The organism is Daejeonella sp., assembly GCF_030684675.1.
Taxonomy (GTDB): Bacteria; Bacteroidota; Bacteroidia; order Sphingobacteriales; family Sphingobacteriaceae; genus Daejeonella.
In genome coordinates this window covers 1-14,598 of record NZ_JAUXXZ010000076.1, presented here as the reverse complement: position 1 = coordinate 14,598, position 14,598 = coordinate 1, and the positions used below count along the sequence as shown (strand labels likewise).

Genomic DNA, 14,598 nt, shown 5'->3' with positions numbered 1-14,598 from the left:
TAATTATCTATTTATTAAAAAAAAATCTCATTGAAAAGCAATGCTGAAATATTAGAAATCGCAAGAAAAACGCTTCAAATTGAAGCAGAAAGTGTAAAACGACTTGCAAATCAATTAAATGATAATTTTTCAGAATTAGTACATCAAATTCTGTACCTAAATGCCAGAGTCATAGTAACTGGCATAGGAAAAAGTGCGATAATAGCTCAAAAAATTGTTGCGACTTTCAATTCTACCGGAACTCCCTCTATTTTCATGCATGCAGCAGATGCCATTCATGGTGATTTGGGAATGATTCAAAAAGACGATCTCGTGATTTGCATCTCAAAAAGCGGAAATACCCCTGAAATTAAAGTTCTGATCCCATTATTGAAACAGGGAGGTAATAAACTGGTTGGAATGGTAGGCGATAAAGACTCTTTTCTGGCCCGACAATCGGACTGGATACTGGATACCTCGGTTGAACATGAAGCTTGCCCGCATAATCTGGCTCCAACAAGCAGTACGACTGCCCAATTGGCTATGGGTGACGCCTTGGCAGTTAGTTTGCTTGAATGTCGTGAATTCAGTAGTGCTGATTTCGCAAAATATCATCCGGGAGGTTCATTAGGGAAACGACTCTATCTGAAAGTAGCTGATCTGGCTGCACAAAACGAAAAACCGCTAGTACCTTCGAATGCCAGCGTTAAAGAGGTAATCATCGAAATCACAAAGAACCGTTTAGGTGCAGTTGCCGTTGTTGATCATGGAATTTTAAAAGGCATTATAACAGATGGTGATATACGCCGGATGTTAAATAAAAATAGTACCATTGAGGGACTTTGTGCAGCAGACATTATGACAAGCTCACCAAAGTACATAGATAAGAACGAACTTGCTGTTAACGCACTTGAAATACTCCGTGAAAATAATATTACTCAGATACTTGTAGGAACAGGCACAAAATTTGAAGGCTTTATCCATCTTCATGACCTTTTGAAAGAAGGAATCATTTAAAAGCATAAATCTATATGAAAAATTATTATGCCCTGATAATGGCAGGAGGAATTGGCAGCAGATTTTGGCCAATAAGTCGGACTGCCCATCCAAAACAATTTATCGATATACTAGGTACAGGAAAAACACTAATTCAGCAAACCTATGATCGATTTTTAAAGATCGTACCCAAAGAAAATATCTTTATTCTGACCAATGAATCCTATATTAAACTAGTAAAAGAGCAGTTACCTGATCTTGACGATTCTCAGATACTTGCAGAACCAGTAATGCGAAATACCGCTCCCTGCATCGCATATGGAAGTCATAAGATTCTTAAACTTAACCCTGATGCCTCGATTGTCGTTGCGCCTTCCGACCATCTTATCATGGATTCAGAAGAATTTACCCGTTGCATAAAAAAATCTCTTGAAACTGCTTCAAACCACGATTGCCTCATCTCATTGGGTATTAAGCCTTCCCGACCTGATACTGGGTATGGTTATATACAATTCAATACAAAAAAAATTGGAGATGATTTCTTTATGGTTAAAACGTTTACTGAAAAACCAAATAAAGAATTAGCCAAAACCTTCGTTCAAAGCGGCGATTTTTTATGGAATGCCGGAATATTTGTCTGGTCGGTGAAAAGTATCCTCAATGCTTTTAAAAAATATCTGCCCGAGATGAATGATATATTCAGGGAAGGTGAAGCAATATACAATACCCCTGAGGAGCAAGAGTTTGTTCATTCTGCATTTTCCCAGTGCACCAACCTTTCTATTGATTATGGAATCATGGAAAAAGCTGAAAATGTCTACGTACTCCCTTCAGAATTTGGCTGGTCAGATCTTGGAACCTGGGCCTCTGTTTATGATTTATCCGAAAAGGATTATGTGGGTAATGCTGTAATTCCTTCCGAAATGGTTATCATGTATGATTCATCCAATTGTATGGTTAATGTCCCAAAAGGAAAACTGGTGATCATGCAAGGTCTGCACGACTTTATTGTGGTTGAGGATAACAACACATTACTCATCTGCCCTAGAAGCGAGGAACAGGAAATTAAACAAATTGTAGGTGATGTAAAACAGCGATTTGGACCGGAGTTTATTTAAGAGCAAACTTTTGTCTGACAGCTTCATAAAGCAAAATACCTGCAGAAACCGAAACGTTTAGTGACTCAATCTCTCCATACATTGGTATTTTTGCGAGATGATCAGCTATCCTGATAAGATCAATAGAAATACCATTTTCTTCCGAGCCCATTATGATTGCAGTAGGAACAGTATAGTCCGGCTGATAAAGATAATCATTTGTTTTTTCGGTACATGCAACAAGCTGTAAACCAGATTCCTGCAAAAATTTAGCTATTTTAAACAAACTATCATGACGGCATACCGGGATCTTGTATAAGGCCCCTGCGGATGTTTTTATTGCATCAGGATTAATTTGTGCTGATCCTTTTGCCGGAACAATCAGGGCATGTACTCCTGCACATTCTGCAGTCCGGGCAATAGCACCAAAATTCCTTACATCGGTAATACCATCCAGTATTAATATTAATGGCACTTCTCCCTTCTCATAAATAGCTGGAACTATATTTTCAATCTTATCATAGCTGATAGGAGAAATGAATGCAACTGCCCCCTGATGGTTCTTGGGTGTTAAACGGTTTAGCTTTTCTACAGGTACCAACTGAAATCCGATCTCCTGCTCATTTATCAAGGAACGAAGTTCCAATATTATACCCCCGGTAAGCCCACGCTGCAGATAGAGATTCTCAATTTCCTTTCCACTCTTTATTGCCTCAATAATCGCCCGGATTCCGAATACCATTTGGTTAGACTCATGGCTTTCATTATCCCTTCTTCTTTTAAAAGAGTTAGTGTTCATTTCTATAGATTATAGTAAGCAACGAAGTTAGATATTATTTCCATTTTCATATAAATGACATATTTTTTTTGAATTAAATCGAAGTTTATCCACATCCCAAAAAGTTATTAACAATTATCATTTATGGATTTGAAAGCTGATTTATCAAAAAATCAATAATTTTTAAACATTTTATGTTAATAAAAAAGTGATTTGGACAGCTTAAAGCAAATAGTGTCCATTGCTAAAAAAAATCAGTGTGAAAAACTAAAAAATTTCCGCTTCATTTTTTGTATACTTTTGTTGTTATGAGTTTAGAAAAAGACCAGGAATTTAATAAAAGTAACAAAAATACATTTTCATCTGAGCGTCGTAACAGATTGAGTACGATCGCAAGCGGATTGGGAAAATTACCTCCTCAGGCACTGGATTTGGAAGAGGCCGTTTTAGGTGCCCTGATGCTTGAAAAAGATGCGCTGTCTGCTGTTATTGATATATTAAAACCCGATGTTTTTTACAAGGATAGTCATCAAAAAATTTTTGAGGCTATACAGACACTTTTCCAAAAATCATCCCCAGTTGATATATTAACTGTTACAGCTCAATTGCGTCAGCAGGGCGACCTTGAAATGATTGGTGGAGCATACTATATTACTGAACTCACCAATCGTGTTGCATCAGCGGCAAACATCGAATATCATGCAAGAATCATCTCACAAAAATTTATTCAGCGTGAGTTGATCAGGATTTCGACTGAAATCATAAGTAATGCCTATGAGGATACTACAGATATTTTTGATCTTCTGGATCATGCTGAAAAGAACCTGTTTGATATTGCCCAGAACAATTTAAGGAGAGATTCAAGAAAGATGGATGACATCATCAGAGAATCACTCGAAAATCTGGAAAAAATCAAAGATAAAGTAGACGGTTTAACAGGTGTGCCATCAGGCTTCACTGCTCTTGATCGCATTACCTCAGGCTGGCAACCTTCTGATCTGGTAATTATTGCGGCGAGGCCTGCAATGGGTAAAACCGCCTTTGTATTAAGTTGTGCCCGTAATGCTGCCGTGCAATTCAATAAACCTGTGGTCTTTTTCTCACTGGAAATGTCTTCAGTTCAATTAGTAAATCGTCTGATTTCAGGAGAAACGGAAATTGAACAGGAAAAAATTAGAAAAGGTCATTTGGCAGAATGGGAATGGCAGAAACTTCATTCCAAAATCGGAACTCTAACCGAAGCTCCATTATTTATTGACGATACACCAGCATTGAACATTTTTGAGTTCAGGGCCAAATGCAGACGATTAAAAGCACAGTACGATATCCAAATGATCATCATTGACTACCTGCAGTTGATGCATGGTAAAAATGATGGTAAAGGCGGCAACCGTGAGCAGGAGATTGGTAGTATTTCGAGAGCTTTAAAATCAGTGGCAAAAGAACTAAACGTACCTGTTATCGCTTTGTCACAGTTGAGCAGGGCAGTAGAAACCCGGCCAGGAGCAGCTAAAAAGCCTATGCTATCAGATCTTCGTGAATCGGGATCTATTGAACAGGATGCGGATATGGTTCTCTTCCTTTACCGTCCGGAATATTACGGGCTAACCGAAGATGAACAGGGGCGTTCAACCATTGGTATAGGTGAAGTGATCGTGGCAAAACATAGAAATGGTGAAACAGGCACGGTTCCATTGCGATTTGTTGGTAAATATGTGAAATTCGTTGATTTGGAAGAGGACTTCAGTAATGCTTCTGCAAGTAATCCTAATCCATTTGCCGGTATCAGTCCTTCTCAGGATTTTGAGAAACCGAATAACTTTATTATCCGTCCTTCCAGAATGGATGATATGGATGATGAACAACCTTTTTAAATAAGGGCCTAATAGGAGTTTTCTTAAAGAAACAAACCCAATAACACTGCTGCCAGAATGATCAGTGGGGTTCTGATTTTGGTGAAGGCCAGTAAAAGGAAAGTGCTTACAATCAGACCTACTGAGAGGTAATTTATTCCGACAGGATGTATCAATAGCAGAAATGCCGCACCCATAAATCCAACAGAAACTGCATTTATACCCGATAAGGAATTCTTGATTCTGGTTATTTTCTTCAGATCATTCCAGAAAGGGACGATAAATAAGATGAGTATCAAACCCGGAAGGTTTATTCCAAGGACCGCAATTATACTACCCATAATCTGACCATAAATACTCGCGCCTGAATTTTTCATGGTCATGCCGCCTACAAAGGAAGTAAATGAAAAAGTTGGCCCTGGCAAAGCTTGCTGAAAAGCATATCCTGAAAGAAATTGGTCGGAGCTAAGGTAACTTTTCATCTCCACGAATTCGGTATACATAAATGGTACCAGAACCTGTCCTCCTCCAAAAATCATAATCCCGTTACGGTAAAAATTCTCAAACAATCGAATCGGCAAACTGAAAGGTGAAGTACGGTTAATGAGCGCTCCCAATCCGGCAAACAAAAGCAAAACACCTATGAAATAAGCAATCTTTTTAGGATTTATGTTCGAGAACAGTCTGACTCTCAGATTATTCTCTTCAACTTCTTTGTTGATGCTGGATGAGACGATACCCCCAATCAAAATCAGGATTGGAAATGCATACGCATTTCGCAATAGCAATGTGGCGAATAATGAACCTGCAGCTAGCCAGAATGATGTTTTTGATTTCAAAACCTTCTCTCCGAAAGAATAAGCTGCATAGGCTACAATACCAACAGCTACCGGCTGAACGTAATGAAGTACCTGAGTAAATTTTTCCTTTTGCCCAAGTAAGGTATAACTTAACACCGCAAGGCACATCAATACCGTTGAAGGTAATATCCAGATAATGAAAGCGCTGATTGCGATTGGAAGTCCGCCAACCTTATAAGCAATTCCAATCAGTGTTTGTGTCGAAGAAGGTCCCGGAAGGATTTGAGTCAGAGCATTTAATTCTAACAACTCATTTTCAGAAATATACTGACGCTTTTTGACAAAATTTTTGAGCATCATGCCGATATGAGCCTGCGCTCCGCCAAATGCTGTCAGTGTAAACCATATTACATCAGTAAGAAAAATAAGCTGACGTTTTCTGAGCATAAAATTTAGTCGTCTTCGTAATCTAAACCATTTGCAGAGTTAAATACCGTCTGTAACTCTGAAAATGCATGCATGTCCCCTTTTTTCCTGGCAACCTCCATCCCCTTTCTGTAAATATCTATTGCTTCAGGCTTTCTGTCAATTATTTCATATAATTTACCCAAATGATAATAAGTTCCAACATAATCAGGATGATTAGTGATCAGATCTTCAAAATAAAACAAAGCTTTTTCATGGTCATTGACATTAAAATACTCTGTAGCAAGTGCATATTTTAAAAAAGGATCTTCAGGTTCATTTTTAAGAAAATCCAAAAGCTTTTGTAAACGGATATGATGCATTTTAATTTGGCTTTTTTGAGTAGATTTGCAAAAACAGAAATCTATATGAAAGTATTAGTTTGTGTCAGTAATGTTCCAGATACTACAACAAAAGTAACTTTTAGCGGCGATAATACCCAATTCAATACTGCAGGTGTTCAATATATTTTGAATCCTTACGATGAAATTGCGCTAGCCCGTGCTATCGAGTTAACTGAAGGTGGAAAAGGCACGGTGACCATCATACATGTTGGTGAAATTAGTTCTGAACCAACCATAAGAAAAGCTCTTGCAATTGGTGCTGATGACGCTGTACGTGTCAATTCAGCTCCAAGGGACGCTTATTTTGTAGCAGCTCAGATTGCTGATTATGCAAAAGACAAAGGCTTTGAAATGATCCTTACCGGCAGAGAATCAATTGATTATAACGGATCTCAACTTGCTTCAATGATTGGCGAGTTTATGGATATCCCATCGATTTCGATTATCAAAAAATTAGATATTGATGGTAATCAAGCCAGTCTTGTTCGTGAAATTGAGGGTGGTAAGGAAATGCTGAAAGTCTCATTCCCTTTTGTTGCAAGTTGTGCTGAGGGTGTGGCTGAGCCTAAGATTCCAAATATGCGTGGAATTATGTCGGCAAGAACTAAACCATTGGAAATTATTGAAGCTTCGTCGGTCGAAAAGCTGCTAGATTTCAAATCCTATTCAATACCAGCTCCCCGTGGCTCAGTAACGATGCTTGGGGTAGATGAAACAGAGAAACTGGTTGACCTTTTACATACCAAATCCAAAGTTATTTAAAGCTATAATAAATTCATTAAGCCCGTTAAGGCTATAAAGAAGAGAATATGTCAGTTTTAGTATATGTAGAGAATGCAGAGGGGAAATTCAAGAAATCTATCTTTGAAGTGGTTTCCTACGCCGCTGCTATTGCAGAACAGTTAAAAACAGAATTGATCGCTATTTCAATAGGCAATGTAAATCAGGCTGACCTGAGCAGTCTTGGAAAATACGGTGCTACAAAAGTGCTCAATGTATCAAATGATAAATTAAAGTCCTTTGTCAATCAGGCGTATGCATCAATCATTGCTGAAGCCGCCCAAAAAGAAGGTTCTACACTTGTTGTTTTCTCAAATACATTCAGTGCTAAGGGCCTTGCCCCTCGTGTAGCTGTAAAACTTAAGGCCGGACTTGCCGATTCAGCTGTTGAATTACCTGAAATGGACAATGATAAGTTTTTGATAAAGAAAACAGCATTTTCAGGAAAGGCATTCGCCATTGTTGAACTGGTTTCTCCTATTAAGGTTATCACACTAAATCCAAATTCATATCAACTTAAAGAAAGTGGATCAACCGGTAAAGTAGAAGATTTTACACCTGAATTTAAAGAATCTGACTTTCGCACGATGATTACCGAGATTGTAAGAGCAAGTGATAAAATTGCACTTCCAGATGCTGAACTTGTTGTTTCGGCAGGTCGCGGAATGAAAGGACCTGAAAACTGGGGTATGATTGAGGAGTTGGCATCTGTACTGGGAGCAGCAACGGCCTGTTCTAAACCTGTTTCTGATGCGGGATGGCGCCCTCATGAAGAACATGTTGGCCAGACCGGAATCGCAGTAAGTCCTAACCTCTACATTGCCATTGGTATTTCCGGCGCAATACAGCATCTTGCAGGAGTTAGTTCATCTAAAACTATTGTAGTAATCAACAAAGATCCTGAAGCTCCCTTTTTTAAGGTTGCAGATTACGGAATTGTGGGAGATGCATTTGAAGTGATTCCTAAATTAATTGAGGCGATAAAGGCTTATAAATCAAATTCCTAATCTCCGGCGCGCTTATTTGAGCTCCATTGATTTTTAGCTAATTTAATGAAGAAGATAAAATTAGATATTGTAGGCCTTTCTTACAGCCAAACTCAATCGGGGGCTTATGCACTCGTATTGGGGGAAATAAATGGGCGAAGAAGACTTCCTATTATTATTGGGGCTTTTGAAGCCCAGGCTATTGCAATTGAGATTGAGAAGATGACGCCAAGCCGTCCACTAACCCACGATCTATTCAAATCGCTCGCAGGTTCATACAACATTAACATACAGGAGATTATAATTTATAATCTGGTTGACGGAATATTTTTTGCCAAACTGATTTGTTCTGACGGTAAAAAAACTTCCGAGATTGATGCCAGAACTTCTGATGCCATTGCTTTGGCGGTACGTTTTGATTGTCCGATTTATACCTATGAATTTATCTTAGCTACAGCGGGAATAGTAATTGAGGGTAATGAATTTGTATTTCTGGAGAATATCGAAGCTCCCGCTGAAGAAAAGGCAGTTTCTACGACAATCAATTTCAGCTCCCTTACAGAAGATGAGCTAAAAGCAAAACTTAAAGATGCCCTGGCTGATGAAGCCTATGAAAAAGCTGCAAAACTACGTGATGAACTTTCGAGAAGAAAATCTTCATAATTTTCTTTAAAAAGTATTAATTCTAATTCTTATTTCTAAATTTCACGTTTTAATCAGAATCTAATATTCTTATGGAGAGATTTACCGGACTGATTGGCGTTGTATTGATTTTTGCAATTGCCTTTCTTATGTCCAATAATAGAAAGGCAATCAATTACAAATTGGTATTTTCCGGTTTAGCGATACAAATCTCTCTTGCAGTGTTCATACTTAAAATCCCTATAGGCAAAAGTATTTTCGCCTGGCTTGGTGATGCAGTTACAAAAATTCTGAACTTTTCACAGGCTGGAGCAGCATTCGTATTCGGCCCATTGGTGAATACGGCCAATATGAGTAAGGCATTTGGTAATGGTAACGAATTTATCTTCTTCTTCAACATAATCCCAACCATCATTTTTGTTGCAGTATTAGTTAGTGTTGCCTATTATCTTGGAATCATGCAGCGCATTGTAAAGTTCATAGCCTATATCGTTTATAAATTAATGGGAGTTTCGGGTTCTGAAGCGCTTTCTAATGTGGCCAGTGCATTTGTTGGGCAAGTTGAGGCACAGATTATGATCAAACCTTATTTAAAGGGCATGACCATGTCAGAATTATTAGCCTCTATGACTGGTAGCATGGCTTGTATCGCCGGTGGTGTCATGGCAGTTTATATTGCTCTGGGTGTGCCGGCAGAATATCTCATAGCAGCAAGTTTAATGGCCGCCCCTGCCGCATTAGTCATTTCCAAGATCGTATGGCCTGAAACAGAAATCTCAGAAACTAAAGGAAGGGTTTCTTTAGAAATTAAGAAAACAAATGCGAATCTGGTCGATGCGATCTCCCATGGTGCAAGTGATGGATTAAAAGTAGGTTTAAATGTTGTGGCCATGCTAATCGGGTTTATAGCTATCATCGCACTGGTTGATTTTGTACTTGGAAAAATTGGATTTGGACTTCACAGTCTGGGATTAACCCTTTCTTTCATTGGGATCAATTTACAGACACTCAGTCTAAACCAAATTCTGGGATCGCTTTTCTCAATATTTGCATACGCAATGGGCGTTCCGGGCAAGGACATTCAAATAGCAGGGTCCTTAATGGGTACTAAAATGGTAATCAATGAATTTGTTGCTTATCTCGACCTTGCAAAGATCAAAGAAACCCTGGATCCGAAAACTATACTGATTACCAGTTTTGCTTTGTGTGGGTTTGCAAATTTCAGTTCAATTGCTATTCAGGTTGGTGGAATTGGTGAGTTATCCCCTGAGAGAAGAACCGACCTTGCCAAGCTTGGAATGAGGGCGCTGATCTGCGGTACTCTTGCCTCCTATCTTTCTGCAACTATCGCAGGAATTTTGATGTAGGATTAAATTAACCTGAGTTCGACGATATAAGGAAGAGCAAAAAATACGGTTATAATTGGTCAGATAAGGCTCTTGAACCTCAATGATTTGATTTTGAAAATCAATACCTGTGTGTCATAGGCTGGTTCAGCCCTTTCCTTCGGAGTATTTCCGGCAAGAAATTGCGTTCTATTTCAAATTACGAATAGCCGGAAGATACCTCCTCCGGCAAGGTTTATTTTATCCGGGGCTGTTTTTCATCGGAAGGGAAAGCCCGGCAATAGGACCATCTGCCATTTGAAATAAACCCGGCTGGCTGATGTAGCTTTTTTGAAACACGAAATTTCATGATATATACTGAACTGCTACAAAAATAAAGCAGAACACAAGACTGTCGCGACTGAAGAATCACATACCTTACTTTCTAAAACAAAAGAAAATCTTCAATCTAATTAGTCTCGCAAGATTTTATATTGAACTCAGGATAAATAAATAGTTTTCAAGTTGTTCTCAATAAATTTGAGCTCTTCTATTTGTCAAAAAAAACTCCTATGGATTTTAGCCCAAGGAGTTTTTCTATAATTTTAGCAGCGAATTAACGATTCTTTAAATCTACATACGTACGCACTGTCTCACCTATAAATATCTGTCTTGGTCTGCCAATTGGTTCTTTATTTTCACGCATTTCCTTCCATTGAGCAATCCATCCCGGTAAACGGCCTAAAGCAAAAAGTACAGTGAACATATCCGTTGGAAAGCCTAATGCCCGATAGATAATACCAGAATAGAAATCTACATTGGGATAAAGTTTACGATCAACAAAATAAGGATCGTTCAAAGCTGCAGTTTCAAGTTTCTTAGCAATATCCAGAACCGGATCATCAATACCCAGTTTATCAAGAATTTCATCACATGCTTTCTTAATAATTTTAGCCCGTGGGTCAAAATTTTTGTAAACGCGATGGCCAAATCCCATAAGCCGGAAGCCATCGTTCTTATCTTTTGCTTTATTGATCCATTTATCAGTATCACCACCATCATTTTTAATCTCCTCAAGCATCTCAATTACTGCCTGGTTGGCACCACCATGAAGTGGACCCCAAAGTGCTGAAATACCTGCTGAAATTGAAGCGTATAAATTACAGTCTGATGAACCAACCATACGAACAGTTGAAGTTGAACAGTTTTGCTCATGATCAGCATGGAGAATGAATAAAACATTCATTGCCTTCACCACTACAGGATCAATTTGGATCTCTTCTGTACGCTGACCAAAGGTCATGTTCAAAAAATTACTTACGTAATCCAGATTATTCTGTGGGTATATGATCGGATGTCCGAGTGATTTTTTATAAATCCAGGAAACCACAGTAGTCATTTTTGCAAATAACTTGATAATCGTCAGATTTTGCTCTTCAGGCGTTTGCTTTGCATTTAATGATTCCGGATAAAAAGAAGATAGGGAGCAGATTAGGGAAGAAAGCTGACCCATGGGATGAGATTTTGAAGGAAATCCATCAAAAAATTTCTTCATATCCTCATGAACCAGAGTATGTCTTGAAATACTCGACTGAAAGGCGTCAAGTTGTGTTTGATTTGGTAATTCGCCATAAATCAACAGATAGGCAACTTCGATAAAAGTAGATTTCTCTGCTAATTCTTCAATACCATAGCCTCTGTATTTTAATATCCCATCTTCCCCATCCAAAAATGTAATGGCACTTTTTGTTGCGCCTGTATTTTTATATCCAGAATCAAGAGTTATATATCCGCTTGCGTCCCGAAGTTTAGAAATATCAATGGCCTTTTCACCTTCAGTACCAGTAATGATTGGCAGTTCGTAAGTTTGTTCTCCTATTTTTAGGGATGCTGATTCTGACATAAAATTCTAATAGTTGATTCACAAAACTAATAATTATGTGCGCTTTTGACCTAATTTTGGTAAAAGCTTTTGCAATATTTTTGTTAAAAAATCAAAAAAGTATACAAATAGTGAAAGATTGGCTGGTATTTATTGAATTATAACTAAAAAAATTAAAGCTTAAAACAGATGCGAATTATTTCTTTGCTATAGTTTCTTTCACCTCACCACAATGAAGCATCTCATCACCATAATAAGGGTTCATTATTTCCTCCTGTGAAGAAAGCCAGTATCCACCTTCTCCTTCGTTGGCCATCGGACAATATTGAATATAAATACTACCGGAAGATATCTCAGATTGTTTAAACAAAGTAATCACATCATTACTTAAAGCAGTGAAACTGGTACGCTGCTCTGAGAGATCAGTACTGGCGGCAATTTTATCGGCTAAAACTGCGGTATTTTCAGATCCTTTAACCTTACGCAAAGCGGCTCCAAGCTCTGCAGCAGCTATCCGGGCTTCAGATGCGTTTGATGTAACAAGTACATCCTTAAGATCTACATAACATTTATAAGCCTGGTTGATTGATGTGTCTCTTAATTCAACTGCAACTACAGGTACCGTTACAAGCGAATCACTTGCAGGAGTCTCTTTGCTTTCCTGAGTCTGGTTGCAGGCTACAAGCAAAGCCGCCAATGCAAAAATTGAAATACTAAGTTTTATATTATACATGATAATTGGGTTTTATAGCTCAAATATCGAAATTTTATTGAAAGAAGATAAGAACCGGGGCTATCAAAGCAAAAGAAGGTCTGTTCTGATTAGAGAACTATGAATTATTTACCTTTTAAGTATAAGATAACCTCTGTTCATATTTTTGGTTCTAACACCATCATTTGTTATGAATGTATTAACGATATAGAAATAGACTCCATCAGTAAGGGGCGCCTCAGAATTGACAAGCAGGCCTTTATTCGCATAACCTTTAAATGTCCTGTCACTGCTATTGTATGACTTAATATTGAATAATTCATTACCCCATCTGTTGAATATAATGACCTCATTATCAGGATACTCTTCAATATTATTGATAGTGAAATATTCATTTCCAAGACCGTCGCCGTTTGGTGACAGAAGCGGATCAATCTCTATATCCTGATTAACAAGTTCTACACCAGGAACGTCAGTTATTGGTGGAGGTGGATATACATCATTAATCGTAACCAGAGCTCCATTTCCTATTTTAACTGCAGGATTTGAGACTGTCTTAATCTTTATTTTGATGTCCTCAATGCCCTCCTCAAATGCATCATTTACCACGGCAATTGTAATTTTATCAGTTGTTGAAAGTGAACCTTTGGGTATTTTTAAACCCTGATAATTATCCAGAACCAAATAATCTTTTTCCTTTTCTGCTTTTCCACTGTATTCGAGAGTAACGAACACATCTTCAGTAAATGTTTGCCTTAATCTGGCTGTAATATTGACCTTTCCGCCCTCTTTAACTGAAGAAATTTCAGGGCTAAGACTTACAAGAGAAACAGGAGTCACAGTTATTTGCACCTTAGCTGTTTGACAATTTCCGCTGATATTACAAATCTGATAAGTAAAACTAGTCTGTCCATTAAAACCACTATCCGGCTGGAAACTGAATTTTCCATCCTGATTAAAGACAATCTTTCCATTGCCGGGTTCTGACAATTTAAGGAAGGTCAAATTTTCATTATTAGGATCAGAATCATTTGGAGACACATCACCCGTAAAAGGGACCTGCTGCTCCGTTTTAAAGCTATCATCCAGTGCAATTGGCGAACAATCTCCATATAAAATCTCAGTTTCAGTTTTGAGGGAACATCCATTTGAATCTGTAATTAGGAGAGTATATTTACCCGTCTTTACGTTCTTTATTTCAGGATTTTTAAAATCTTTATTCTCATTCCAGATCAGACTGTATGGTGCCTTCCCTCCTATTATATTTGCAATAATGCTACCATCGGAAGTATTCATACATGAAGCATTTTTGACTATTAGTGAAACGGACATTCGCTCGGGCTGGCTTATCGAAATTTCTAATTTTTTAGTACAGGATTTCGCATCTGTCACTGTTACGAAATAGCTTCCAGATTTTATTCCACTTAGATCCTCTGTCGCCTGCCCTGAACTCCAGCTGTAAGAATATGGTGCAGTTCCACCCAAAACTGTCAGATTGATTGCGCCGGTGCTCTCACCGAAGCAATTGATATTGGTTTGAGTACTGCTTATTGCAAGTATTGCAGCAGGTTGAGTAATCTGAATCGTTTCTGTAGCGGTACATCCTTTCGAATCTGTGACGGTAACGGTGTAAGAACCTGCTGCTAAAGCATTGAGGTCTTTGGCAGTTTGACCTGAACTCCAGGTGTATGAATAAGGAGCAGTGCCCCCCGAGACTGTCAGGTTAATTGCACCGGTACTCTCACCGAAGCAATTGATATTGGCTTGAGTGCTGCTTATTGAAAGAATAGCAGTGGGTTGAGTAATCAAAATAGTTTTTGTAACGGTACATCCTTTCGAATCAGTCACTGTAATGGTATAAGAACCTGCTGTCAAAGCACTCAGGTCTTCCGTTGCCTGACCAGAACTCCAGGTGTATGAATACGGTGCAGTTCCACCGGAAACCGTCAGATTGATCGC

The 14,598-nt window shown here is 38.4% G+C and carries 13 protein-coding genes; 7 read left to right on the top strand and 6 right to left on the bottom strand.

Annotated elements, in window-relative coordinates:
• The first annotated feature begins 30 nt into the window (after positions 1-30).
• Both Q8M41_RS15705 and Q8M41_RS15700 read left to right on the top strand, forming a co-directional pair.
• Positions 31-996 carry an SIS domain-containing protein gene (locus Q8M41_RS15705; RefSeq protein ID WP_305366241.1) on the top strand — a complete coding sequence of 322 codons (966 nt, stop codon included), beginning with the start codon at positions 31-33 and terminating at the stop codon, positions 994-996.
• 14 nt (positions 997-1,010) lie between these two features.
• Complete coding sequence (locus Q8M41_RS15700) at positions 1,011-2,093, top strand: mannose-1-phosphate guanylyltransferase (protein ID WP_305366240.1); 1,083 nt, start codon at positions 1,011-1,013, stop codon at positions 2,091-2,093.
• Here the strand turns inward: Q8M41_RS15700 and rlmB are convergent.
• Positions 2,086-2,871: a 23S rRNA (guanosine(2251)-2'-O)-methyltransferase RlmB gene (rlmB, locus tag Q8M41_RS15695; RefSeq protein WP_305366239.1), complete on the bottom strand. Its 786-nt coding sequence runs from the start codon at positions 2,869-2,871 to the stop codon at positions 2,086-2,088. The genes Q8M41_RS15700 and rlmB overlap by 8 nt on opposite strands.
• 287 nt (positions 2,872-3,158) lie before the next feature.
• On the opposite strand from rlmB, the gene dnaB reads away from it, so the two are divergent.
• Positions 3,159-4,724 carry a replicative DNA helicase gene (gene dnaB, locus Q8M41_RS15690; protein WP_305366238.1) on the top strand — a complete coding sequence of 522 codons (1,566 nt, stop codon included), beginning with the start codon at positions 3,159-3,161 and terminating at the stop codon, positions 4,722-4,724.
• A gap of 23 nt (positions 4,725-4,747) precedes the next feature.
• Here the strand turns inward: dnaB and chrA are convergent, their stop codons facing one another.
• Entirely contained in the window at positions 4,748-5,950 is a 1,203-nt protein-coding gene (gene chrA / locus Q8M41_RS15685) for a chromate efflux transporter (protein WP_305366237.1), read from the bottom strand.
• Between the two features lie 5 nt (positions 5,951-5,955).
• Positions 5,956-6,291: a heme biosynthesis protein HemY gene (locus tag Q8M41_RS15680; RefSeq protein ID WP_305366236.1), complete on the bottom strand. Its 336-nt coding sequence runs from the start codon at positions 6,289-6,291 to the stop codon at positions 5,956-5,958.
• Positions 6,292-6,336: 45 nt separating this feature from the next.
• On the opposite strand from Q8M41_RS15680, the gene Q8M41_RS15675 reads away from it, so the two are divergent.
• The 4 genes from Q8M41_RS15675 (at position 6,337) to Q8M41_RS15660 (ending at position 10,087) form a co-directional block, all read left to right on the top strand.
• Complete coding sequence (locus tag Q8M41_RS15675; protein ID WP_305366338.1) at positions 6,337-7,074, top strand: electron transfer flavoprotein subunit beta/FixA family protein; 738 nt, start codon at positions 6,337-6,339, stop codon at positions 7,072-7,074.
• Between the two features lie 47 nt (positions 7,075-7,121).
• Entirely contained in the window at positions 7,122-8,099 is a 978-nt protein-coding gene (locus Q8M41_RS15670; RefSeq protein WP_305366235.1) for an electron transfer flavoprotein subunit alpha/FixB family protein, read from the top strand.
• A gap of 45 nt (positions 8,100-8,144) precedes the next feature.
• The gene (locus tag Q8M41_RS15665) at positions 8,145-8,741 is read left to right on the top strand and encodes a bifunctional nuclease family protein (RefSeq protein WP_305366234.1); all 597 of its coding nucleotides are present in this window, start codon (positions 8,145-8,147) and stop codon (positions 8,739-8,741) included.
• Positions 8,742-8,812: 71 nt separating this feature from the next.
• A complete protein-coding gene (locus Q8M41_RS15660) occupies positions 8,813-10,087 on the top strand; it encodes a NupC/NupG family nucleoside CNT transporter (RefSeq protein ID WP_305366233.1) in 1,275 nt (424 codons plus the stop codon).
• A 574-nt stretch (positions 10,088-10,661) separates the two neighbouring features.
• On the opposite strand, the gene Q8M41_RS15655 is transcribed toward Q8M41_RS15660, so the two are convergent.
• The 3 genes from Q8M41_RS15655 to Q8M41_RS15645 all read right to left on the bottom strand — a co-directional run.
• Positions 10,662-11,948 (bottom strand): citrate synthase, encoded by a 1,287-nt coding sequence (locus tag Q8M41_RS15655; RefSeq protein ID WP_305366232.1) that lies wholly within the window; start codon positions 11,946-11,948, stop codon positions 10,662-10,664.
• A 175-nt stretch (positions 11,949-12,123) separates the two neighbouring features.
• Positions 12,124-12,660 (bottom strand): DUF3347 domain-containing protein, encoded by a 537-nt coding sequence (locus Q8M41_RS15650; RefSeq protein ID WP_305366231.1) that lies wholly within the window; start codon positions 12,658-12,660, stop codon positions 12,124-12,126.
• Positions 12,661-12,768: 108 nt separating this feature from the next.
• Positions 12,769-14,598: gliding motility-associated C-terminal domain-containing protein (locus Q8M41_RS15645; RefSeq protein ID WP_305366230.1), on the bottom strand; the 1,830-nt coding region annotated here is incomplete at its 5' end.

What these genes read in the sequence shown, in the direction of transcription:
- Q8M41_RS15700 (WP_305366240.1), top strand. Translation starts at nt 1,011, where the DNA reads ATGAAAAATTATTATGCCCTGATAATGGCAGGAGGAATTGGCAGCAGA.
- Q8M41_RS15650 (WP_305366231.1), bottom strand. Translation starts at nt 12,660, where the DNA reads ATGTATAATATAAAACTTAGTATTTCAATTTTTGCATTGGCGGCTTTG.
- rlmB (WP_305366239.1), bottom strand. Translation starts at nt 2,871, where the DNA reads ATGAACACTAACTCTTTTAAAAGAAGAAGGGATAATGAAAGCCATGAG.
- Q8M41_RS15680 (WP_305366236.1), bottom strand. Translation starts at nt 6,291, where the DNA reads ATGCATCATATCCGTTTACAAAAGCTTTTGGATTTTCTTAAAAATGAA.
- Q8M41_RS15670 (WP_305366235.1), top strand. Translation starts at nt 7,122, where the DNA reads ATGTCAGTTTTAGTATATGTAGAGAATGCAGAGGGGAAATTCAAGAAA.
- Q8M41_RS15655 (WP_305366232.1), bottom strand. Translation starts at nt 11,948, where the DNA reads ATGTCAGAATCAGCATCCCTAAAAATAGGAGAACAAACTTACGAACTG.
- Q8M41_RS15665 (WP_305366234.1), top strand. Translation starts at nt 8,145, where the DNA reads ATGAAGAAGATAAAATTAGATATTGTAGGCCTTTCTTACAGCCAAACT.
- dnaB (WP_305366238.1), top strand. Translation starts at nt 3,159, where the DNA reads ATGAGTTTAGAAAAAGACCAGGAATTTAATAAAAGTAACAAAAATACA.
- Q8M41_RS15675 (WP_305366338.1), top strand. Translation starts at nt 6,337, where the DNA reads ATGAAAGTATTAGTTTGTGTCAGTAATGTTCCAGATACTACAACAAAA.
- Q8M41_RS15660 (WP_305366233.1), top strand. Translation starts at nt 8,813, where the DNA reads ATGGAGAGATTTACCGGACTGATTGGCGTTGTATTGATTTTTGCAATT.
- chrA (WP_305366237.1), bottom strand. Translation starts at nt 5,950, where the DNA reads ATGCTCAGAAAACGTCAGCTTATTTTTCTTACTGATGTAATATGGTTT.